Annotated in this window: 21 protein-coding genes; 9 read left to right on the top strand and 12 right to left on the bottom strand. The window is 69.0% G+C overall.

Annotated elements, in window-relative coordinates; translation table 11 throughout:
* The first annotated feature begins 385 nt into the window (after positions 1-385).
* Complete coding sequence (locus tag ACWELJ_RS26585; protein ID WP_452368858.1) at positions 386-1660, top strand: PucR family transcriptional regulator; 1275 nt, start codon at positions 386-388, stop codon at positions 1658-1660.
* 43 nt (positions 1661-1703) lie between these two features.
* Here ACWELJ_RS26585 and ACWELJ_RS26580 read toward each other — a convergent pair whose 3' ends face one another.
* Positions 1704-2900: a lipase family protein gene (locus tag ACWELJ_RS26580; protein WP_452368857.1), complete on the bottom strand. Its 1197-nt coding sequence runs from the start codon at positions 2898-2900 to the stop codon at positions 1704-1706.
* A gap of 291 nt (positions 2901-3191) precedes the next feature.
* Between ACWELJ_RS26580 and ACWELJ_RS26575 the strand changes: the two genes are divergently transcribed.
* Complete coding sequence (locus ACWELJ_RS26575) at positions 3192-3392, top strand: hypothetical protein (RefSeq protein WP_452368856.1); 201 nt, start codon at positions 3192-3194, stop codon at positions 3390-3392.
* A gap of 75 nt (positions 3393-3467) precedes the next feature.
* Here the strand turns inward: ACWELJ_RS26575 and ACWELJ_RS26570 are convergent, their stop codons facing one another.
* From ACWELJ_RS26570 to ACWELJ_RS26545, 6 genes are all read right to left on the bottom strand, one after another.
* The gene (locus tag ACWELJ_RS26570) at positions 3468-4472 is read right to left on the bottom strand and encodes an alpha/beta hydrolase (protein ID WP_452368855.1); all 1005 of its coding nucleotides are present in this window, start codon (positions 4470-4472) and stop codon (positions 3468-3470) included.
* A gap of 361 nt (positions 4473-4833) precedes the next feature.
* Complete coding sequence (gene nrdE / locus ACWELJ_RS26565) at positions 4834-6915, bottom strand: class 1b ribonucleoside-diphosphate reductase subunit alpha (RefSeq protein ID WP_452368861.1); 2082 nt, start codon at positions 6913-6915, stop codon at positions 4834-4836.
* Between the two features lie 59 nt (positions 6916-6974).
* On the bottom strand, positions 6975-7436 hold the full coding sequence (nrdI, locus tag ACWELJ_RS26560; protein ID WP_452368860.1) for a class Ib ribonucleoside-diphosphate reductase assembly flavoprotein NrdI: 462 nt from the start codon (positions 7434-7436) through the stop codon (positions 6975-6977).
* Between the two features lie 31 nt (positions 7437-7467).
* On the bottom strand, positions 7468-7707 hold the full coding sequence (locus ACWELJ_RS26555) for a redoxin NrdH (RefSeq protein WP_326311887.1): 240 nt from the start codon (positions 7705-7707) through the stop codon (positions 7468-7470).
* Between the two features lie 450 nt (positions 7708-8157).
* Positions 8158-9078, bottom strand: coding sequence for a G1 family glutamic endopeptidase (locus ACWELJ_RS26550; RefSeq protein WP_452368854.1), 921 nt, complete (start codon positions 9076-9078; stop codon positions 8158-8160).
* Between the two features lie 96 nt (positions 9079-9174).
* The gene (locus tag ACWELJ_RS26545; RefSeq protein WP_452368853.1) at positions 9175-9741 is read right to left on the bottom strand and encodes an NAD(P)H-dependent oxidoreductase; all 567 of its coding nucleotides are present in this window, start codon (positions 9739-9741) and stop codon (positions 9175-9177) included.
* A gap of 210 nt (positions 9742-9951) precedes the next feature.
* Here ACWELJ_RS26545 and ACWELJ_RS26540 point away from each other — a divergent pair, with 210 nt between their 5' ends.
* From ACWELJ_RS26540 to ACWELJ_RS26530, 3 genes are all read left to right on the top strand, one after another.
* The gene (locus ACWELJ_RS26540) at positions 9952-10530 is read left to right on the top strand and encodes a TetR/AcrR family transcriptional regulator (RefSeq protein WP_452368859.1); all 579 of its coding nucleotides are present in this window, start codon (positions 9952-9954) and stop codon (positions 10528-10530) included.
* Positions 10531-10561: 31 nt separating this feature from the next.
* Positions 10562-11398: an ammonia-dependent NAD(+) synthetase gene (gene nadE / locus ACWELJ_RS26535; RefSeq protein ID WP_452368852.1), complete on the top strand. Its 837-nt coding sequence runs from the start codon at positions 10562-10564 to the stop codon at positions 11396-11398.
* A 90-nt stretch (positions 11399-11488) separates the two neighbouring features.
* Positions 11489-12265 carry a phosphotransferase gene (locus ACWELJ_RS26530; RefSeq protein WP_452368851.1) on the top strand — a complete coding sequence of 259 codons (777 nt, stop codon included), beginning with the start codon at positions 11489-11491 and terminating at the stop codon, positions 12263-12265.
* Here ACWELJ_RS26530 and ACWELJ_RS26525 read toward each other — a convergent pair.
* The 3 genes from ACWELJ_RS26525 to moaA all read right to left on the bottom strand — a co-directional run bounded on the left by ACWELJ_RS26525 (position 12250) and on the right by moaA (position 14077).
* Positions 12250-12684, bottom strand: a complete 435-nt coding sequence (locus tag ACWELJ_RS26525) for a DUF1003 domain-containing protein (protein WP_452368850.1) — start codon at positions 12682-12684, stop codon at positions 12250-12252. The two genes, ACWELJ_RS26530 and ACWELJ_RS26525, sit on opposite strands and share 16 nt — an antisense overlap.
* 99 nt (positions 12685-12783) lie before the next feature.
* On the bottom strand, positions 12784-13026 hold the full coding sequence (locus ACWELJ_RS26520) for a MoaD/ThiS family protein (protein WP_452368849.1): 243 nt from the start codon (positions 13024-13026) through the stop codon (positions 12784-12786).
* Positions 13019-14077, bottom strand: coding sequence for a GTP 3',8-cyclase MoaA (gene moaA / locus ACWELJ_RS26515; protein ID WP_452368848.1), 1059 nt, complete (start codon positions 14075-14077; stop codon positions 13019-13021). Before moaA ends, ACWELJ_RS26520 begins: the two co-directional genes overlap by 8 nt.
* Before the next feature lie 107 nt (positions 14078-14184).
* Here moaA and ACWELJ_RS26510 point away from each other — a divergent pair, with 107 nt between their 5' ends.
* Genes ACWELJ_RS26510 through ACWELJ_RS26500 form a run of 3 tightly spaced genes read left to right on the top strand, consistent with a single transcriptional unit; the run spans position 14185 to position 16882 of the window.
* On the top strand, positions 14185-15390 hold the full coding sequence (locus ACWELJ_RS26510) for a molybdopterin molybdotransferase MoeA (protein ID WP_452368847.1): 1206 nt from the start codon (positions 14185-14187) through the stop codon (positions 15388-15390).
* A 33-nt stretch (positions 15391-15423) separates the two neighbouring features.
* Entirely contained in the window at positions 15424-16470 is a 1047-nt protein-coding gene (gene moaCB, locus ACWELJ_RS26505) for a bifunctional molybdenum cofactor biosynthesis protein MoaC/MoaB (RefSeq protein ID WP_452368846.1), read from the top strand.
* Positions 16463-16882 carry a molybdenum cofactor biosynthesis protein MoaE gene (locus tag ACWELJ_RS26500; protein ID WP_452368845.1) on the top strand — a complete coding sequence of 140 codons (420 nt, stop codon included), beginning with the start codon at positions 16463-16465 and terminating at the stop codon, positions 16880-16882. The genes moaCB and ACWELJ_RS26500 overlap by 8 nt, the downstream gene beginning before the upstream one ends.
* Here ACWELJ_RS26500 and ACWELJ_RS26495 read toward each other — a convergent pair.
* Complete coding sequence (locus ACWELJ_RS26495; protein WP_452368844.1) at positions 16834-18195, bottom strand: uracil-xanthine permease family protein; 1362 nt, start codon at positions 18193-18195, stop codon at positions 16834-16836. The two genes, ACWELJ_RS26500 and ACWELJ_RS26495, sit on opposite strands and share 49 nt — an antisense overlap.
* Positions 18196-18382: 187 nt before the next feature.
* Here ACWELJ_RS26495 and pucL point away from each other — a divergent pair, with 187 nt between their 5' ends.
* Positions 18383-19321 (top strand): factor-independent urate hydroxylase, encoded by a 939-nt coding sequence (gene pucL, locus ACWELJ_RS26490; RefSeq protein WP_452368843.1) that lies wholly within the window; start codon positions 18383-18385, stop codon positions 19319-19321.
* Here the strand turns inward: pucL and ACWELJ_RS26485 are convergent.
* A partial coding sequence (locus ACWELJ_RS26485; RefSeq protein ID WP_452368842.1) for a PucR family transcriptional regulator occupies positions 19303-19986 on the bottom strand: 684 nt, incomplete at its 5' end. The genes pucL and ACWELJ_RS26485 overlap by 19 nt on opposite strands.

Below are 19986 nucleotides of genomic sequence, written 5' to 3'. Positions count from 1 at the left end.
GTGGTTGCCGCCGGCCGACATCACCGTGGGCGGTCCGGTCGGCGCGCGCCATTAGGCGAGCGGCCCGCGGGCGGACCGAGCCGCGGGGTGGCGGGGTGTCCAGGCGGGCAGACAGGAATGTCACGGCCGGAACCGGTTTCGGCACAGTGCCGCGGTGTCACTCTCGAGCCGCCGCGTTCCCGCTCCGACCACGGTGCGGCGTCCGTCCGGTCGGGCCGGGCGGTCATACCGAATCCGCCTGGCGCATGTGAGAAGTCACAACGCCGCCCGGTGCGCATTACTGTGCATCACAGGGAGGGATCGATCCGGCCGTTCGGACACACGGCCTGCGTTAGCGTTTCAGGTCCCGCACGGGGCGCAACCCGGGGGTGGAAGGGAGTCACGGATGGCCGTGGGAATTCCGGCCCGGACCGGACTCACCGTGTCGGGCACGCCGATCTCGTCGCCGCTCAAGGATGTTCGCGGCGTGGCCCAGCACATGGTGGGGCATTTCGTGGAGACGGTCGCGCCGTGCGGCACCCTGCCCGGCGACGCCATCCACGGCGACGTCACCGTCATCACCCGCACCTGCCTGGAGCTGGCGGTCGGCATGCTCGACGGGCGCGACATCCCGGAGAAGACCAAGCGCCTCGAGGAGGCGGCCGCGCAGTGGGCGCGCGAGGGCATCCCGATCGACACCATCCACCACGCCATCCACGAGGGCTTCAAGATCGGCTCGGAGCTGGTGATGGCCAGCGCCCTGTCCCGGCACGTGCGCCGCGAGGACGAGGACGGCGAGGTCACCCTCGTCATCGCGGCCGCCGACATGGACAACATCGTCGGCGGGGCGAAGCTGGTGGTGGAACTGCTCGACCGGATGACCTCGGCGGTGGCCATGGCCTACGTGCGCGAACTGCGCTCGGTGGTGAGCGAACACCACACCGCCGTGCACACCCTCACCTCGGCGCTGCTGGGCGGGCACAGCACCTCCACCATGGCGCGCGAGTGCGGCATCGAGATCGCCGAGACGTATCACGTGCTGGCGCTGGCCATTCCGGAACATCCGGAGGAGGACTCCCCCACCGTCGACGGCACGGTGGTGGCCCGCCGCAAACTGCGGCGGGTGCAGGCCGAACTGGCCACCCGCCACACCGACAAGGTGCTGTCGCTGCTCAGCGTGGACGGCGGCACCCTGCTGGTGCCCGCCACCGAGGTCGCCGAGAATCAGCTCGACGAGTTGATCGAGCAGTTGTCGCGGGCCGCCCGGGTGCCGATCACCGCGACGCTGGTTCCGGCCACGCCGCAACAGATTCCGGACGCCGCCGACCAGGCCCACGAACTCCTCGACATGGTGCACCGGCTGCGCCTGGTGCGCGGCCTGTTCCGCTTCGACGAACTGGCCCTGGAGTATCAGCTGACCCGGCCCGGTCCCGGCCGCGACCACCTCGGGTCGCTGCTGGATCCGCTGGACGCGCACACCGAACTGCTCGAGACGCTGCAATCCCACATCAGCAACAACCTGAACCGGCAGCGCACCGCCCGCATGCTGCACGTGCACACCAATACCGTGGACTACCGGCTGAAACGGATCGGACAGCTGACCGGATTCGATCCGACCCAGCCGTCCGGTCTCTGGTATCTGCGTTCGGCGCTGGTGGCGCGCACCTATCAGGCGGGCTGAGGCCCAGCGGTTCCGATCGGCCGTCCGTGGTTCCGATCGGCCCTCAGCAGTTCGTCGGCGCGGGCTCGCCGCGCAGGCGGGCGTCCATCCAGGCGTAGGCGGCCGGGAGACCCAGTACGGCGGCGGTGAGATGGTCGGGCACCGGCACCTGCTCGGACCACACCTTCGTGCCCGCGGCGCAGTAGCGGCGCACGGTGTTCACGACGGCATTGATCGGGATCAGCCCGTCGATGGGCGAATGCCATTCGAAGACAGGCATATTCGGGACGCCGGGATACAGCTCCACGCTGTTCTCGTCCACCACGGCACGGGCCCGCGGGTCATCGGACATGATCGTCGTCTTGGCGACGTCGAGCGCGCCCTGCCCCGCGCCCGCGCTCAGGATGTCGTTGGTGCAGCTGTTGACCAGCTTGTCGCGGATGGCGAGACCGCGGTCGTTGAGCTGATCGGAGAGCGGGAAGCGGTCCGGGTACTCGCGTTCCAGGCCCAGGCCCGCCGCCAGCGCCAGACCGAAGGCCGGATGCCGGTTCATGCCCAGGCCCTCCATCATCGACACCAGGTTCATCGGGACCCCGCCCATGGCCGCGCCCGCGATGCGCAGGTCCGGGGCGTAGGACGCGGCCAGCGCCGCCGCCCACGCGGTCGCCATACCGCCGCCGGAATAGCCGGCCATGACCAGCGGACTGTGCTCGACCCGCAACTCCGGCACCCGCTGGATCGCGCGCAGGCCGTCCAGGGTGATCTGGCCACCGAGTTTGGCCGCGCCGTAGGCGATTCGGGGGCCGAGGTGGTCGGGCAGGGCCACGGTCCAGCCGCGCTGCAGGACCAGGTTCCAGCCGGGGGCCTCCCGGATCATCAGGTTGGGGTCGCTGGTGTAGAGCTCGCGGGAGACCGCGCACTGCGCCCCGAGGCCGTTCACGATCTGCTGCAAGGACAGGACGGGCGCGTCGGCGACGCGGCGGCGCGGGGAGATCACCGTGGTGGTGGCCGCGATGGGGTGTCCGGTGGAGTCGGTGGAGCGGAATTTGATCAGGGTGATGTCGCTGTCCGGGAAGCTGGGCAGCGCGGGCATGGCGCGGGTGGCCAGCACGTCGCCGGGCTGGTGGGCGGCAATATCGGCGGGAGCGGCGTAGAAGGGGTCCGGGTCCGGGGTGGCGAGCAGCGGCTGGGCCGCGGCCGATCCGGTGGCGACGGTCACGAGCAGAGCGCCGATCACCGCGATCGGTACACGAATCCTCATGCGGGGCAGCGTAGGAACGGCGGTCCCGCCGGGCCAGAGGGGTGAGCGAACCTTCCGAATAGTCACAATCGGGTCCGGTGCGGTTTGTGAGCGCGCGACGAAGTCCGAGCCGAGTTTGTTTCTGTTCCAACGCGTAACAACAACTCGCGCGTGCCGCTTGTGACATCTCCAAGCGCGAACCGGAACACGTTCCCGCGCACGGTAATCCGATTACCTTCGGTGCCAGAGACGCGCGAGCCGGCGAAGCGGCCGGCCCGCGTTTCTCCCCGCCCGATCTCGAGGAGCAGCACTATGGACGCGCTCACCCACCGGATCACCGTCTACCTCGGCGGACCCGACGACGGGGCCGAACTCACCATGGAATACGCGGCCACCTGGGAGGAAGCCTCGGACTTCACCGTGGCCGCCGTCCATGTCGGCCTGGCCGTGACCGTGGACAACCGGATCCGGCCCGGACTGCGGCGACTGCCCCGATACGGGTTCCGCCACTGAGATACGGGTTCCGGCACCGAGATACGGGTTCCGGCACCGAGATCCCGTGCGCCCCCTGACGTCCGGGCGGTCCCGCTACGGCCCGGACGCGGGCGCGAAGGCCGTCGCGAGCGCATCCCAGGCCGGGCCCAGCTGGGCGGAGAAATCCTCCCACGCGTGAATACCGGTCGGCTCGTAATGCACCGTGGCGGGAATTCGCAAGTCGCTCAACCGTTTCGCGAAATGCTCGGTGCACACCCGGGCCCCGGCCTCGAGCACCACGCCACCCGCGGCCGCGCCGAGCGAGGCCAGCCGATCCGGCGACCTCAGCACCTCGTTCAGATCCGGCGCCCCGGGCACCCCGGAGGCGGCCGACAGATAGATCACCGTGCCGCGCAAGGCTTCCGCTCCCACCGTGCTGTCGTGGGTCAGCCAATCGAAGGTGCCCGGCAGGCCCCACAGATTCAGGATATTGCCGCCACGCGACGCCACCGTGGCCGCGGTGACCGCGCTACCCGGTCCGTCGACGGTGGAGTAGCAGCCGCTCAAGCCCGCGACCGCCTTGAAGAATCCGGGATGCCGGTGCGCGAGCATCATCGCGCCCTGCGCGCCCATGGACACCCCCGCGATGGCGCGGCGGCCGTCCGAGCGCAGATACGGTTCGATGACACCGGGCAGTTCGGCGGTCAGGAAGGTCTCCCAGCGATTCCAGCCGAGCGCGGCGTCGGGATGCTGCCAGTCGGTGTACATGCTGCCGGTCGCGCCGGCGGGAAAGACCACGTCTACCGGCTTGTCGGCGAAGAAGTCCGCGGCGTGGCCCTTGGTGAGCCAGTCGGACACGCCCTCGGCGTCCACGCCGTCGAGCAGATAGAGCGTCGGCCGGGGTCCGTCGCCCGCACCGTGCAGGACATCGAGGGTGACGGCGCGCCCCATGGCGGCCGAGGCCACCTCGACCCGTTCCCAGCGCGCGCCGACCTGATCCACGCGCGTCACGGCGGCCCGGGACGCGATCGGGCCGGGCGGGGCCGCGTGGGCGGCGACCGGTGCGCTCGCCACCAGCGCCAACGTGGCCGCGAATCCGGCGGCCATACGGCGCCTCACCACCGCTCCCCGGGTCGGGGATGTCGAATCATCCAGTGCAACAAGGCAACTCCTCACGCGGCGCGCGATATCGTGAGAACCCACCGGGCGGGTGCGAGGTTGTGCGCCCGGCGGGTCCTGCGACTCACCTCCAAAACGCTTGTACCGATGCGTTTTCCGATTCCGGCATCAACCGCGCAATCCGGAGGAACCGATGCCCTGAACCACGGCGAGCGTAACCAGGCCCGGGCGCCGCCCGACAGGTCGCGGAACACTCTCTGGAGAGTTCACAATCGAGCGCGCCGCAAACGTGGGATCGGCCACACACGACGAAGGGGCGTCCCGGCGACAGGCCGGAGACGCCCCTTCATCGAACCAGAGGTCAGAGCATGCAGCTCACGCAGCCCTCGACCTCGGTGCCCTCGAGGGCCATCTGCCGGATGCGGATGTAGTAGAGCGTCTTGATGCCCTTGCGCCAGGCGTAGATCTGAGCCTTGTTGACGTCGCGGGTGGTGGCGCTGTCCTTGAAGAACAGCGTCAGCGACAGGCCCTGGTCGACATGCTGGGTGGCCGCGGCGTAGGTGTCGATGACCTTCTCGTAGCCGATGTCGTACGCGTCCTCGAAGTACTCGAGATTGTCGTTGGTCAGGTAGGGGGCCGGGTAGTAGACGCGGCCGATCTTGCCTTCCTTGCGGATCTCGATCTTGGAGGCGATCGGGTGGATCGAGCTGGTGGAGTGGTTGATGTAGGAGATCGAACCGGTCGGCGGCACGGCCTGCAGGTTCTGGTTGTAGATGCCGTGCTCCATGACCGAGGCCTTGAGCTCGCGCCAGTCGTCCTGAGTCGGGATGTGGACGCCGGCGTCGGCGAAGATCTGGCGCACCCGCTCGGTGGCCGGCTCCCACACCTGCTCGGTGTACTTGTCGAAGAACTCACCGGAGGCGTACTTCGACTCGGGGAAGCCGCCGAAGTACGAACCCCGCTCCTGCGCGATCAGATTCGACGCCCGGATGGCGTGGAAGGCGATCGTGTAGAAGTAGATATTGGTGAAGTCCACGCCCTCTTCGGAGCCGTAGTGGACCCGCTCGCGCGCCAGGTAGCCGTGCAGGTTCATCTGACCCAGGCCGATGGCGTGGGACTCGTTGTTGCCCTGCTCGATCGAGGGCACCGAGTAGATGTGGGTCTGGTCCGACACCGCGGTCAGCGCGCGGATCGCGGTCTCGACCGACTTGGCCAGATCCGGCGAATCCATGGTCTTCGCGATGTTCAGCGAGCCCAGGTTGCAGGAGATGTCCTTGCCCACCTTGGCGTAGGACAGATCGTCGTTGAACTCCGAGGCGGTCGAGACCTGCAGGATCTCCGAGCACAGGTTGGAGTGGGTGATCTTGCCCGCGATCGGGTTGGCCCGGTTCACGGTGTCCTCGTACATGATGTACGGGTAGCCCGACTCGAACTGCAGCTCGGCGATGGTCTGGAAGAACTCGCGAGCCTTGATCTTGGACTTGCGGATCCGCTTGTCGTCGACCATCTCGTAGTACTTCTCGGTGACATCGATGTCGGCGAACGGCACGCCGTAGATGCGCTCCACGTCGTACGGCGAGAACAGGTACATGTCCTCGTTCTTCTTCGCCAGCTCGAAGGTGATGTCCGGGATCACCACACCCAGCGACAGCGTCTTGATGCGGATCTTCTCGTCCGCGTTCTCGCGCTTGGTGTCGAGGAAGCGGTAGATGTCGGGGTGGTGCGCGTGCAGGTACACCGCGCCCGCGCCCTGCCGCGCGCCCAGCTGGTTGGCGTAGGAGAACGAGTCCTCCAGCAGCTTCATGATCGGGATGACACCGGAGGACTGGTTCTCGATCTTCTTGATCGGCGCGCCGTGCTCGCGAATATTGCTGAGCAGCAAGGCCACACCGCCGCCGCGCTTGGACAGCTGCAGGGCGGAGTTGATGGAGCGGCCGATGGACTCCATATTGTCCTCGATGCGCAGCAGGAAGCAGGACACCGGCTCACCGCGCTGCTTCTTGCCCGAGTTGAGGAAGGTCGGGGTGGCCGGCTGGAAGCGGCCGTCCATGATCTCCTCGACCAGCTCGCCCGCCAGGGTCTCGTCACCGGCGGCCAGGGTCAGGGCGACCATGCACACGCGGTCCTCGAAGCGCTCCAGGTAGCGCTTGCCGTCGAAGGTCTTCAGCGTGTACGAGGTGTAGTACTTGAACGCGCCCAGGAAGGTCGGGAACCGGAACTTCTTGGCGTAGGCCTGCTGGAACAGGCCCTTGATGAAGGCGCGCGAGTACTGGTCGAGCACCTCGGTCTCGTAGTAGTTCTCCTTGACGAGGTAGTCGAGCTTCTCGTCGAGGTTGTGGAAGAAGACGGTGTTCTGGTTGACGTGCTGCAGGAAGTACTGGTGGGCGGCTTCCCGGTCCTTGTCGAACTGGATCTCGCCATTGGGTCCGTACAGGTTGAGCATGGCGTTGAGGGCGTGGTAGTCCAGTCCCTCGGTCGCGGAGTCGCCGCTGACGGGGCGCTCTACGCGGGCAGTCTTTCCGACCGGTGCGGTTGTCGTTGCCAAAAGATTCCCAATCCCTCGCGGACGCGCTCGACGTCCTCAGCAGTTCCCATGAGTTCGAAGCGATACAGGTACGGAACCCCTGCCTTACGTGAGATCACTTCTCCCGCATAGCAGTACGTATCGCCGAAGTTGGTGTTGCCGCTCGCGATCACGCCGCGCAGCAGGGCGCGATTGTGCGGATCGTTGAGGAACTTGGCCACCTGGCGGGGCACGAATTCCTTGTCGGATCGCTGCCCACCCAAAACGTGCCGACCTCCCCCGTAGGTGGGGACGATCAGCACGAAGGGACGGTCGACGCGAAGCGAGTCGGCGGTGTGGAGCGGTATGCGGACGGCGGGCAGGCCCAGCCGTTCGACGAAGCGGTGAGTGTTCTCCGAAGCGCTCGAGAAGTAGACGAGATTCGGTGTCTCACTCGGCATATCGGTCATCTCCTGACCGTTGACGGAAGCGTCAGGCGACGGCGACGACGTCGGCCAGCGCCTTGATGCGGTCCGGGCGGAAGCCGGACCAGTGGTCATCCCCGGCGACCACGACGGGGGCCTGCAGGTAACCCAGGGCCATCACGTAGTCGCGCGCCTCCGGGTTCTCGGAGATATCGACGACGCTGTAGTCGACACCAGCCTTGTCGAGGGCGCGATAGGTCGCGTTGCACTGGACACAAGCGGGCTTGGTGTAAACGGTGATGGTCATTGGTATCCCCTTCTCCTCAGCCTTGATCTGTCTGCAGTGCACACCTGAAACAAGATCCACGTAGTAAATGCGCAAACCCCTGGAAGCGGAGCCGAAGCTCCTGGTCACCGGCCCGTGATCGAGGTCTCGCCCTGGTGGCCTTCCAGCTCCCAAGACACTACACCTAGTGGCCGACAAACTCATACAACACGACATGTTGCGACTCACAAAGGTGAAATTCCGGGCGGGTAAGTACCTGGACACTCGATTCGCAACTCGACACGACTGAGTCCCACATCACAATTTCGGCATTCAGTTCATTTCCAGCAAACACACCATCCCCGCTGATCAACACCCTTCTCACGAGTCACAGGAGACTCGAGCGACCACCCGGTTCGCGATCCTTCCGAGACGAGCGACCGATTCCGGATCGACCGCTCGCCCCGGCGTGTCGCGGCATCGCCCCCGGTCCTAGCGGATCGTGAACGACCCGCCCTCGATCGGACCGGGCGCCAGCAACCGATTGGTGGCCGGAATGCCGTAGGTCTGCGCGTCGTAATCGGACAACGGGCGCCCGTCGATGGCGACCTCGGTGAAGGTGATCGGCGCGAAGCCGGGCAGCGCGGCGTCGAGATGACCCTCCACCACGATCTCGGCCGTGCGGGCCGGTATCGCCGAGGGCGCGACCGTGGTGCGGGACCAGCGCGCGGTGCGGTTCTCCAGCGTCATCACGTAGCGGCCGCCATCCCAGCTGACCGTGGAACGCATGGTGTCGCCGGGGTTGATCGTGACGTCGTCATAGGTCACCGGCGCGTCGGGGTAGCTCTCCCACCACGCGTCGACCTGCTTCTCCGGGCGGCAGAATCCGCCGAAGACGCCCAATGAGCAGAGCCCGTCCGCGGCCGCGCCCAGGGCGTCGGAGATCTTGCCCCCGGCGTTCATCACCGTCCCCGCCAGATGCGGATCGGCGTAGGCCAGGCCCGCGGCGACCGATTCGACCTGCAGCCCGGGCAGCGCCGCGTACACGGCGGCGTCACTGGCGCACAGGGATTCGACGCCGGTCTGCATGAGCGGCAGCGCGACCTGGCCGTCCAGGCCGGTGGCGCCATTGAGGCCCACCCACGGCACGACCCGCTGCAGGACGCCGGGATTGCGGCATTCGATCTCGGGCTGCACCCAGGTGGCGCTGATCTCCCGGAAATCGCCCTTCACCACGTACCCGGCCCAGTTGCCGAGGAAGAGGCGGGCGTTGGAGAGGTCGGAGACATCCGAGGCGTACGACTCGGCCGTCGCGTCGGCCGCATTGCCCACCGCCATCGAGGCGGCGGACGCGGCCAGGGTGACCGCCATGAAACAACGGCCCCACACAGAGTTGCCCGTTGATAACTTCATGGACAGACGGTAGCCCGAATTGTCCGAGAAAAGCGGCAGGCCACGGCTGAAAAGCCGTGGCCTTGCGCTGTATTCAGCGAGTGATCGCGAGCTGGGTCAGGCGTTTGCCCGAGCCTTGACATCCTCGGCCAGCAGGCGCACGGTGGCGGCCAGCTGGGTGAGCGCCTCGGCGTCGTCGGCCGGGTGGGTCTCGACGAAGCGCGAACCGATGGTGCCGAAGTTCAGCGACGCCTCCTTCACGACCTCCGCACCCGCGACGCCCAGCGCCTTCACGGCGTCGTCGTGCGACCACTTGGCGGCGTTCGCGCTGATGGAGGCGGACACCACCGCGACCGGGAGGCTCTTGAGCGCGCCCGCGCCGTACGGCCGCGAGGCCCAGTCGATGGCGTTCTTCAGCACGGCCGGCAGGGTGCCGTTGTACTCGGGGGTGACCAGCAGCGCGGCGTCGGCGGCGGCGACGGCGTCACGCAGCGCCTGCGCGGCGGCCGGCACCTGGCCCTCGACGTCGAGGTCCTCGTTGTAGAAAGGAATCTCGCCGAGGCCTCCGTAGATGGCGAGTTCGACGCCCTCGGGAGCGGTTTGCACGGCGGCCTCGGCCAGGCGGCGGTTGATCGACGCGGCGCGAAGGCTTCCGACCAGAACGACGATGCGGGTCTGCGACATGATGATCACTCCAAGGGTTACTGATACAGCGGCGGATCTTTCGATAGACTGTAACCGGACCCCAGTCCGCTTACATTCCCGGGTAGGAGCAGACAGCCTGTGACACGCGACACATCACCGGATGACGTCGTTCCGGCACTGCCGAACATCGCCCTCCCGATCGAACCCGTCGGCACCCAGCAGCCCCCGCCGCATTCGGTCCCGCTGCTCATGCCCGGCAGCAGCCACGAGCGCAGCGACGCCGCCCGCAACCGGCAACTGCTGCTCGACGCCGCCGAGACGCTGGTGCGCGAGCAGGGCGCGGACGCGGTCACCATGGACGCGGTCGCCAAACTGGCCGGGGTCGGAAAGGGCACGGTGTTCCGGCGTTTCGGCAATCGGGCCGGGCTGATGCTGGCGCTGCTGGACCAGTCCGATCAGAAACTGCAGTGGGCCTACATGTTCGGGCCGCCGCCGCTGGGGCCGGGCGCGCCCGGGGTCGAGCGGCTCATCGCCTACGGGCGGGCCCGGCTGGCCACCGTCGAGGTCGAGGGCGATGTGCGCAAGAACGCCGCCATCGGCGGGCAGTACGCGGGGCCGCCCTACAACATCGCGAAAACCCATGTCTCCCTGCTGCTCCGGGAGGCCGGGGCGCCCGGCGACATCGGGCTCACCGCCGACACGCTGCTCGCGAGCCTGGACGCCGGGCTGGTGCTGCACCAGATCCGGCAGCTGCGGTATACGCCCGAGCAGGTGGGCGACCACTGGGAGACCCTGGTCCGGCAGGTGACCGCGCCCGCCGATCGGTAGCGGCGGCGGTCTCGTTCAGTAGAGTGTGCCCATGGGGAACCTGCGCGCACAGATCATCGCCGAATTGGGCGTCCTGCCGTCGATCGAACCGAAAACCGAAGTGCGGCGACGCATCGACTTCCTCAAGGATTATCTGCGGTCCACGCCCGCCAAGGGGTTCGTGCTGGGCATCAGCGGCGGGCAGGACTCCACCCTCGCCGGTCGCCTGTGCCAGCTGGCCACCGAGGAACTGCGCGCCGAGGGCCATGAGGCCACCTTCGTGGCCGCACGCCTGCCCTACGGCGTCCAGTTCGACGAGGAGGACGCCCAGATCGCGCTGCGCTTCATCCAGCCCGACCGGTCGGTCGTGGTGAATGTCAAGCCCAGCGCCGACGCCGCCGCCGGTGAGGCCGCCCTCGGCATCGTCGAACTGCACGAGGAGCCCCGCCTGCGAGACTTCGTGCGCGGCAATATCAAAGCCCGCGAACGCATGCTGCTCCAGTACGCCATCGCCGGCCAGCTCAACCTCCTGGTCGTCGGCACCGACCACGCCGCCGAGGCCGTCACCGGCTTCTTCACCAAGTTCGGCGACGGCGGCGTCGACATCACCCCCCTGACCGGTCTCACCAAACGCCAGGGCGCGGCCCTGCTCCAGGAACTCGGCGCGCCGCCCAGCGTCTGGCAGAAGGTCCCCACCGCCGACCTCGAGGACGACCGCCCGTCACTCCCGGACGAGGAAGCCCTGGGCCTGAAGTACTCCCAGATCGACGACTACCTCGAGGGCAAGGACGTCGGCCCCGAGGTCTCCGAGAAGCTCGAACGAATCTTCCTCAACACCCGCCACAAGCGCGCGGTCCCTGTGACCCCGCTCGACACCTGGTGGCGCTGAACCGAGCCGCACGCCCGACATGAGCGCGGTCCTCGTGACCGCGTTCGATACTCGGTGGAAGTAATCCCCCGCGATTCCTAGGGTCGAGGCGTGAACTTCGACGGCGACAATGGGTGGGACAGTTCGGCGACCCTGGTGGATGAGCACTGGGTGGAGCGGCGGCCGCGGCGGCCGGAGGTGGATGCCCAGCTGCTGCGGGAGACCCGGTTGCTGCCGTGGCTCGCGCCCCGGCTGCCGCTGCCCATCCCGATTCCGGCGGTGGTCACCGCGGCACCACTGGTGGTGCGGCACCGGCTGATTCGCGGCGAGCCGATCGCGGACTACCCGCCGGAGAACGGTGATGCGATCGGGCGGTTCCTGCGCGCCCTGCACGACACCCCGCCCGCCGAGGCGATCGAGCTGGGCCTGCCCGGGGCCGGACACGCCCACCGGGAACGGAATTGGGCCGTGACCCGCTGCCGCCGGGAAGTCCTTCCGCTGCTTCCGGATTCATCGACCGCGGCCGCCGTCTCGCTGCTGGACGCGATCCTGGACACTCCCGCCGACACCGTCGTCCACGCCGATCTCGGCCCGGAACACGTCCTGGCCGAAGCCGGCCGGGTGAGCGGCGTCATCGATTTCGGCGACGCCCACCTCGGCGACCCCGCCGTCGACTTCGCCTGGGCTTTGTTCGGCACACCGACGCCATTCGCGCACGCGGTCGCCCACGCCTACGGTGTCACCCCCGAGATCCGCGCCCGCGCCGTGCACTGGCACCGGCTCGGCCCCTGGTTCGAGGTGCTGCGCGGCCTGGACGTCGACGACCCCGAGATGCGGCGAGCGGGCGTCACCGCGGTGGTCGACCGCCTGCGTCAGCCCTTCTGCTGATCCGGGTCCTCGACCAGGCGGCGGTGCAGTTCCGAGGTCATGGCGTGGATGGCCCGGGTCAGTTCGGTATTGGTCTTGAGCTCGAGTTCCTGTTCCTGGAAGTCGTGGTCGGCTTTGGCCTGCTGGAAATCGGCCTGGCGGTTCTGGCCGATCATCACGAAGGTGGACAGGAAGATCGCTTCCAGCGAGACCACCAGCGTCAGCGTGGGCCAGGGACTCTTCTCGACCAGCAGCATCCACACCGCGAAACCGATGGCGTGGATGTAGACGAAGGTCATCGAGCCCGCGAACTTGGTGATCCAGTCCGCCACCCGCAACTGCAGGCTGGCGGCACGGGCCTGCTGGACCTGCGCGAACGCGGGATGCGGCCGGATCGCGGGTTGGGTCGGTCGCGGTGTCGGTTGCGGCGATTGCGTCATTCGGATCGGTCTCCTGGCGACGACGTGCGGGGACCGGCGAATGTTAGCGCCCGGCAGCGCAATTCGCTGCGATGCGCGGCCGGGCTCGACGCGCGGCCGCTAGCCGCCGGCGAACGGGGGCAGGACGTCCACGCGGGGCGAGAGCGGGGTGGACGCGTCGCGGGTCAATTCGTCGCCGATGAGGTAGGCGCAGACCTTCAGCATGGGGTCGAGTTCGGGGCCGTAGGCGGCGGAGAGGGTGGTGCGGAGGTCGGCGATGGTGGCGCCGGGCGGGAGGGCGAGGGTTTCCTTGTCCTTGCCGACGGCGTCGGCGATCGCGGCGAAATAACGGACCTCAACCACCGATGGCTCCCATCGTTCGGGTGGGCGGGACGAAGCCGGCGGCGTCGATGCCGTGGCCGGCCGATTTGTTCCACATGGCGCCGCGCCAGAGGGCGGCGATGTCGGCGTCGGTGGCGCCCGAGCGCAGGGCGGCGCGGATGTCGTACTCCTGGTCGCTGAACAGGCAGGAGCGGATGCGGCCGTCGGCGGTGAGGCGGGTGCGGTCGCAGTCGCCGCAGAATTTGCGGGTGACCGAGGCGATGATGCCGACGGTGGCGGGACCGCCGTCCACCAGCCAGCGTTCGGCGGGGGCGGAGGGGTCCTCGCGACCGGTCTCGACCAGGGTGAAGCGCTTGCCCAGCACGTCCAGGAGTTCGGCGGCGGTGATCATGTTGGCGCGCGCCCACTCGTGGTCGGCGTCGAGCGGCATCTCCTCGATGAAGCGCAGTTCCGCGCCCACGTCCAGGCACCACCGCAGCAGATCCGCGGCGCCGTCGAGGGTTTCGCGCATGAGGACCGCGTTCACCTTGAGCGGGGTGAGCCCGGCGGCGATGGCGGCGCGGATCCCGGCCTGCACCGAGGTCAGGCGGTCGCGGCGGGTCAGGCGGTGGAAGCCGTCCCGGTCCACGGTGTCGAGGGAGATGTTGATGCGTTGCAGGCCCGCGTCGGCCAGGGCCTGGGCGCGATGCTCGAGTCCGACGCCGTTGCTGGTCATGGCCAATGGCGTATCCGGTAGTGCCGCATGGCATCCCGCGATGATCTGCTCTAGGTCGCGGCGCATGAGCGGTTCGCCGCCGGTGAAACGCACCTCGTGCACGCCGAGTTCGCGCACCGCGAGGGTCACCAGGCGCACGATCTCCTCGGTGGAGAGCAGTTCGTCGGCCGGAATCGCGGGCAGGCCCTCCTCGGGCATGCAGTAGGTGCAGCGCAGCGAGCACTTCTCGGTGATGGACACGCGCAGGTCCCGCGCCACCCGGCCGAAGCGATCGAGCAGGAAGGGGGTATCCGGGCGGCCGTCGGTATCGGGCCGCCCGGATCGCACAGCGGGCATGCCCATCGCGACCACGGTCATTGCACCATTATTGCCGGGCCCGCAACTCTTCGTAGGTTCCTACGAGCCGGGCCCGGTGATCAGCCGGTCACGGCCTGGAGGATTCGCCCGCGTATAGGCTCAGCGGCATGAGTTCCCGGCACGCGACCGCCCCGGCCCGACCCGTCGACGACCATCGCCGGCGCATCGAGGACGTCCTGCGGCCCCTGGCCGGTCGGAGCACGGAAACCGTCCCGATGGCCGCGGCGCCGGGCCGCCGCCTGGCCGTCGACGTGTACGCGCCCCTGGACCTGCCGGTGTTCCGCAATTCCGCCATGGACGGCTACGCGGTGGCCGCCGAATCGGTGGCGATCGTGCCCGCGACCCTGCCGCTGACGGGCGTGGTGGCGGCCGGCAACACCGAACAGCTCACCCTGCCCCCGGGCGCCGCGGTGAAGGTGATGACCGGCGCGCCCGTGCCGCCGGGCGCGGACTGCGTGGTGCCGGTGGAGCACACCGAGTCCGACGGCGCCACCGTCACCATCCGAACCAGCCGTGCCCCCGGCGATTTCGTGCGCGAGCCCGGCACCGATGTGCGCGCCGGAGAGCTGCTGGCCGCGGCGGGCACCCTGCTGCGGCCCCGGCACATCGCGGCGCTGGCCGCGGTCGGGCTGGGCGAGCTGGAGGTGACGCGGCGGGTGCGGGCGGCGGTCCTGACCACCGGCGACGAACTGCGGCCCGCCGGGGCGACCCTGCTGCCGGGCCAGATCTTCAACTCCAACGGCATCGCGCTGGCCGCGGCCCTGTCCGACAACGGCGTCGAGGTGGTGTCGGTCGCGCATTCCACCGACGAGCACGCCGAGTTCCGGCGGCGGCTGGCCGAGGCGGTGGCCGAGGCCGACGTGGTGTTCACCTCGGGCGGCGTCTCCATGGGCGACTTCGAGGTCGTCAAGGAGGTGCTGGCGGCCCAGGGCGGCGAATTCGGCCCGGTGGCACTGCAACCCGGCGGTCCGCAGGGGCTGAGCACGGTCGACGGCGTCCCGGTGCTGAGCTTCCCGGGCAATCCGGTGAGCACCATGGTGTCGTTCGAGGTCTTCGCCCGCCCGGTCCTGCGCGAGCTGGCGGGCCTGCCCGCGCTGGTGATCTCGGAACTGCCGCTGCTGGAGGCGGTCCGCTCCCCCGCCGGGAAGCGCCAGTTCCTGCGCGGCAAGCTGGTCGAGGGCGGGGTGGCGCTGGTCTCGGGTCAGGGCTCGCATCTGATCGCGGCCATGGCGCACGCCGATGTGCTGATCGACATCCCGGCCGCCGCCACCGAGGTGCCCGCGGGCACGATCGTCGAGGTCCGACCGCTGTGAACACCCTGATTTCACTGTGCCAAGGTGGTGCCCATGAGTGAGTTGTCGCATGTCGACCGTGAAGGTCGCGCCCGCATGGTCGATGTGAGCGCCAAGGCCGACACCGCCCGCATCGCGGTCGCGGCGGGCGAACTGCACACCACCGCCGAGGTGATCGCGCTGGTCCGGGCCGACGACATGCCCAAGGCCGATGTGCTCAGCACTGCCCGTATCGCCGGGATCAACGGGGCCAAGAAGACCTCGGAACTGATTCCGCTGTGCCATCAGCTGGCGCTGTCGTCGGTGAACGTGAGCTTCGGGTTCACCGACACCACCATCACCATCGAGGCCACCGCGAAGACCAAGGGGCCCACCGGGGTCGAGATGGAGGCGCTCACCGCGGTCGCGGTCGCGGGCCTCACGCTGCACGACATGGTGAAGGCGGTGGACCCGGCGGCCACGCTGAACGGGGTGCGGCTGGTCACCAAAGAGGGTGGCAAGCACGGACATTGGGTGCGGCCGGAAGCCGAGCAGCATGCCGGGCACAAGCCCGGCAAGCAGCACGACCACGGCAAGCACGGCGGTCACGAAAAACCCGCCGCCGCAACGGCTCCCCGCGCGGGCGAGGGCCGCACGGCCGCCGTCGTGGTCGCCTCGACCGGTGTCGCCGCCGGCAGCCGGATCGACACCACCGGGCCCGTGCTCGCCGAATGGCTGACCGCCCAGGGGTTCTCGGTGCGCGGCCCGCTGGTCTTCGCCGACGCCGATATCGCGTTCGGTTTCGCGGAGGCGCTGTCCACCGAACCGGACCTGATCATCAGCACCGGCGGCACCGGCGCCTCCCCCACCGACGCCACGCCGGAGGCCACCCACGCCCTGCTGGATCGGGAACTGCCGGGCGTGGCCGACGCCATCCGCCAGGCGGGCACCGCGAAATTCCCGCTCGCCGCGCTGAGCCGCGGCGTGGCCGGGCTCGCCGGGCGCACCGTGATCATCAATCTGCCCGGTTCGCCGGGCGGGGTGCAGGACGGCATCGCCGTGCTGAACCCGTTGCTCGAACATCTGCTGGCCCAGGTGGCCGGAGGAGGCACCCATGAGTGAGCTGCTGGCGCGGATCAGCGATCAGGACCTGGATCCGGCCGAGGTCGAGCAGGCCGTGGACGGGCCGCACCACGGCGCGGTCGTCGTGTTCACCGGCAAGGTGCGCGATCACGATGGCGGGCAATCGGTTTCGGCGCTGGAGTATTCGGCGCACCCGCAGGCCGAGCAGTTCCTGCGCAAGGTGTGCGAGGAGGTGGCGCGGTCCTCCGGGCTCCCGGTCGCGGCCGTGCACCGCGTCGGCGACCTCACCATCGGCGATCTCGCCATCGCGGTGGCGGTGGCCGCGCCCCACCGCGCCGAAGCCTTCACCACCTGCGCCGAACTCGTGGACCGCATCAAGCACGAGGTCCCGATCTGGAAGCGTCAGATGTTCGCCGACGGACTCTCGGAGTGGGTCAACGCCTGCGGCTGAAGCCCGCGGGCGAGATCGCCGAGCCTGGTGTGGTTGAACAACAGGTTGAGGGTGAAGGCCGTCGCGGCGGCGAGGCTGATGCCGCTGTTCAGCAGAATCTGGGCCGAGGACGGGAACTTCTCGAACATGCCCTTGGTCAGCACCGGCACCAGGCCGACGCCGATCGAGACGGCGACGATGGTCAGGTTCACCCGGTCGGTGAGGTCGGCGCGGCGCAGCGTGTCCACGCCGATGACCGCGATGGTGGCGAACAGCACCAGGCCGACGCCGCCGACCACCGGCTGCGGGACGGTCGCGACCAGGGCGCCGAAGCGCGGCACCAGGCCCAGGACGATCAGGATCGCGCCGCTCACCGCCGTCACGTAGCGGCTGTGCACCCGGGTGGTGGCGACCGCGCCCACATTCTGGTTGAAGACGGTGTCCACGAACGAGTTCAGGAACCCGGCCAGCACCGCGGACAGGCCGTCGCCGACCAGGCCGCGCGCCACATCGGCGCGGGACAAGGGTTTTCCGGTGATCTCGCCCAGGGCCAGCATGCTCGCGGTGGACTCGGCGAACACGACCGCCAGCACGATGGTCATGGCGACCACCGCGGTGACCGGGAACTGCGGCGCCCCGAAGTGGAAGGGGTGCGGCGCGCCCAGCCAGGCCGCGCGGGACACCCCGTCCAGCTTGACCAGCCCCATCGGGACGGCGATCACGATGCCGGCGATCAGGGCGATCAGCACGCCCAGCTGCGACCACACGCCCCGGCCCAGCACGGTGCACACCAGCGCCACCACCAGAACCGCTGCCGCCAAGGCGATCCGGGACGGCGCGGCGAAGGTCGCGGCCTTCGGGTCGCTGCCGACGACGAGACCGCCCGCCACCCCGATCAGCGAGATGCCGACCACGGTCAGCACGGTGCCGCTCACCAGCGGTGGGAAGAACCGCACGATGGACGCGAACGGCCAGGCCAGCGCGATGCCGATGACGCCGCCCAGCAGCATGGACCCGTACAGCGCCTGCAGCCCGTAGTCCTTGGCGATCAGGATCATCGGGCTCATGGCCACGAAGGTGGCGCCGGTGACGATGGGCAGCCGTGCGCCCGCCAGCCTCCCGAGTCCGAGACTCTGCACCACGGTGATGATGCCCGCGACCAGCAGGTCGGCGCTGATCAGCAGGGCGATGGTGGTGTGGTCGAGTTTGGCGGCCGCACCGAAAACCAAAGGCACCGTGACGCATCCGGTGTACATGATCAGCACGTGCTGCACACCGAACACCAGCAGGCGGTGCCAGGGCAGCCGCGTGTCCACGGGATGCGGTGATGTCATGGGTGGCCCTGCCTTCCGTCGGGGTCGGTTGTTCGTCAGGTTAGGTAGATCGCCCGGCGTGGGCCTTTGTCCGATCGGCCAGACGTCACGGTCACGTTGTGCGGCGATTTGTCCGCCGAACCAGCGTGTGCGCCCGCCGACGTCGGTCACAGTGGGGCACAGTGATCAACGACCACGGGAGGCGACCATGAGCGAAGCCGGCGGCCGGATCGTGCTCGGCCCGCACCAGTACGGGAAGGCCGAGAACCGGGTGGTGCGGATCTACCGCGACACCGCCCGAGCGCGGGGAGGCGGAGCGCACGAGATCCGGGATCTGAACGTGTCCTCGTGCCTGCGCGGCGCGTTCGACGAGGCGCACACCGTGGGCGATCAGGGCGCGGTGCTGCCGACGGACTCACAGAAGCAGACCATCTACACCTACGCCAAGAGTCACGGCGACGGCGGCATCGAGGACTACGGGCTCGCGCTGGCCCGGCATTTCACCGGTGAGATCGAGCCGGTGACCTCGGCCCGCATCGAGATCGAAGAGTATGCCTGGCAACGGGTTCCGGTCGGCGGCAGCGGCCACGACCACACGTGGACGCGGGTGGGTCCGGAGGTGCGGACCGCCGCCGTCACAGTGAGCGGCCGGGGCGCGAACCGGCGCGAATGGGTGATCGGCGGCGTCAAGGACCTGGTGATCCTCAAATCCACGGGTTCGGAGTTCGCGGGGTTCCTGACCGACCCGTTCACCGTCCTGGAACCCGCCTACGACCGCATCCTCGCCACCAGTCTCGACGCCCGCTGGCGCTTCGCCACCCCGCCCGCCGACTGGGACGCGGCCTATCACGGGATTCGCGCCGCCCTCATCGAAACCTTCGCCACCCTGCACTCGAAGGCTTTGCAGCAAACCCTGTACGAGATGGGCCGCGCCGCCCTCGGGGCGTACCCGTGTCTGGCGGAGATCCGCTTCTCCGCCCCCAACAAGCACCACTTCGCCTATGACACCGGACGATTCGGCGTGCCCAACAACGGTGAGGTGTTCCACGCCGACGACCGCCCGTACGGCCTGATCCAAGCGAGCGTCCTGCGCGAGGGCGTGCCGGACGCCGGAATCGCCTGGGACCCCTACACCGGCGCGGTCTGACCCGACAGCGTCCGCACCGCCAGGTACAGGTCCAGCCGATCGTCGAGCCGCCCGAGATCGCGCCCGGTCAGCACCTCGATCCGCCCGATCCGGTAGCGAACGGTGTTGGGGTGCACATGCATTCGCTCCGCGGCCTGCCGCCACGACCCGTCGGAGCCGAGGAATACGTGCAGGGTCTCCAGCAGGCCCGCCCCGTGCACCCGGTCGTAATCCAGCACCGGACCCAGCACGCGTTCCGCGAAACGCCGTTGCAGACCACCGGGTACGGCGGTGAGCAGGCCGACGGCCGAATCGATGTCGGCGACACGAACACTGACCGGTTCGGCATCCTCACGAGCCGCCGTGGACGCGGCCGCCGCCGCGCTCACCGTCCCCGCGAGCGGCTCCTCCGGCCGGCGGCCGCTCACCCCGACCGCGAGCCGGATGCCACCGAGCGCCGGTGCGATTCGACCGAGCCGGCGCTTCACCACGCCCGCCGTCCCGGTCCGGCTCCCGGCCGTCACACCGACCAGCCTGCCCTCGCTGTCGATCGCGGTGACGATATCGGGTAGGGCATCGTGCAGGGCGGCGCGAACGGCCACCAGCGTGGCGGCGACGTCGGGCAGATCCGGAACACCCGGTGCGGTCACGGCATTCGGAGCGGGCGCCGGGGCGGCCGGGCCGAC

The organism is Nocardia sp. NPDC004582, assembly GCF_053602115.1.
This window is presented reverse-complemented; position numbering and strand designations above follow the sequence as displayed.

What these genes read in the sequence shown, in the direction of transcription:
- ACWELJ_RS26525 (WP_452368850.1), bottom strand. Translation starts at nt 12,684, where the DNA reads ATGACGCAATCGCCGCAACCGACACCGCGACCGACCCAACCCGCGATC.
- pucL (WP_452368843.1), top strand. Translation starts at nt 18,383, where the DNA reads ATGAGCGAAGCCGGCGGCCGGATCGTGCTCGGCCCGCACCAGTACGGG.
- ACWELJ_RS26545 (WP_452368853.1), bottom strand. Translation starts at nt 9,741, where the DNA reads ATGTCGCAGACCCGCATCGTCGTTCTGGTCGGAAGCCTTCGCGCCGCG.
- ACWELJ_RS26500 (WP_452368845.1), top strand. Translation starts at nt 16,463, where the DNA reads ATGAGTGAGCTGCTGGCGCGGATCAGCGATCAGGACCTGGATCCGGCC.
- ACWELJ_RS26495 (WP_452368844.1), bottom strand. Translation starts at nt 18,195, where the DNA reads ATGACATCACCGCATCCCGTGGACACGCGGCTGCCCTGGCACCGCCTG.
- ACWELJ_RS26580 (WP_452368857.1), bottom strand. Translation starts at nt 2,900, where the DNA reads ATGAGGATTCGTGTACCGATCGCGGTGATCGGCGCTCTGCTCGTGACC.
- ACWELJ_RS26550 (WP_452368854.1), bottom strand. Translation starts at nt 9,078, where the DNA reads ATGAAGTTATCAACGGGCAACTCTGTGTGGGGCCGTTGTTTCATGGCG.
- nrdE (WP_452368861.1), bottom strand. Translation starts at nt 6,915, where the DNA reads ATGCTCAACCTGTACGGACCCAATGGCGAGATCCAGTTCGACAAGGAC.
- ACWELJ_RS26540 (WP_452368859.1), top strand. Translation starts at nt 9,952, where the DNA reads ATGCCCGGCAGCAGCCACGAGCGCAGCGACGCCGCCCGCAACCGGCAA.
- ACWELJ_RS26585 (WP_452368858.1), top strand. Translation starts at nt 386, where the DNA reads ATGGCCGTGGGAATTCCGGCCCGGACCGGACTCACCGTGTCGGGCACG.
- ACWELJ_RS26555 (WP_326311887.1), bottom strand. Translation starts at nt 7,707, where the DNA reads ATGACCATCACCGTTTACACCAAGCCCGCTTGTGTCCAGTGCAACGCG.
- moaA (WP_452368848.1), bottom strand. Translation starts at nt 14,077, where the DNA reads ATGACCGTGGTCGCGATGGGCATGCCCGCTGTGCGATCCGGGCGGCCC.
- nrdI (WP_452368860.1), bottom strand. Translation starts at nt 7,436, where the DNA reads ATGCCGAGTGAGACACCGAATCTCGTCTACTTCTCGAGCGCTTCGGAG.
- moaCB (WP_452368846.1), top strand. Translation starts at nt 15,424, where the DNA reads ATGAGTGAGTTGTCGCATGTCGACCGTGAAGGTCGCGCCCGCATGGTC.
- ACWELJ_RS26510 (WP_452368847.1), top strand. Translation starts at nt 14,185, where the DNA reads ATGAGTTCCCGGCACGCGACCGCCCCGGCCCGACCCGTCGACGACCAT.
- ACWELJ_RS26575 (WP_452368856.1), top strand. Translation starts at nt 3,192, where the DNA reads ATGGACGCGCTCACCCACCGGATCACCGTCTACCTCGGCGGACCCGAC.
- nadE (WP_452368852.1), top strand. Translation starts at nt 10,562, where the DNA reads ATGGGGAACCTGCGCGCACAGATCATCGCCGAATTGGGCGTCCTGCCG.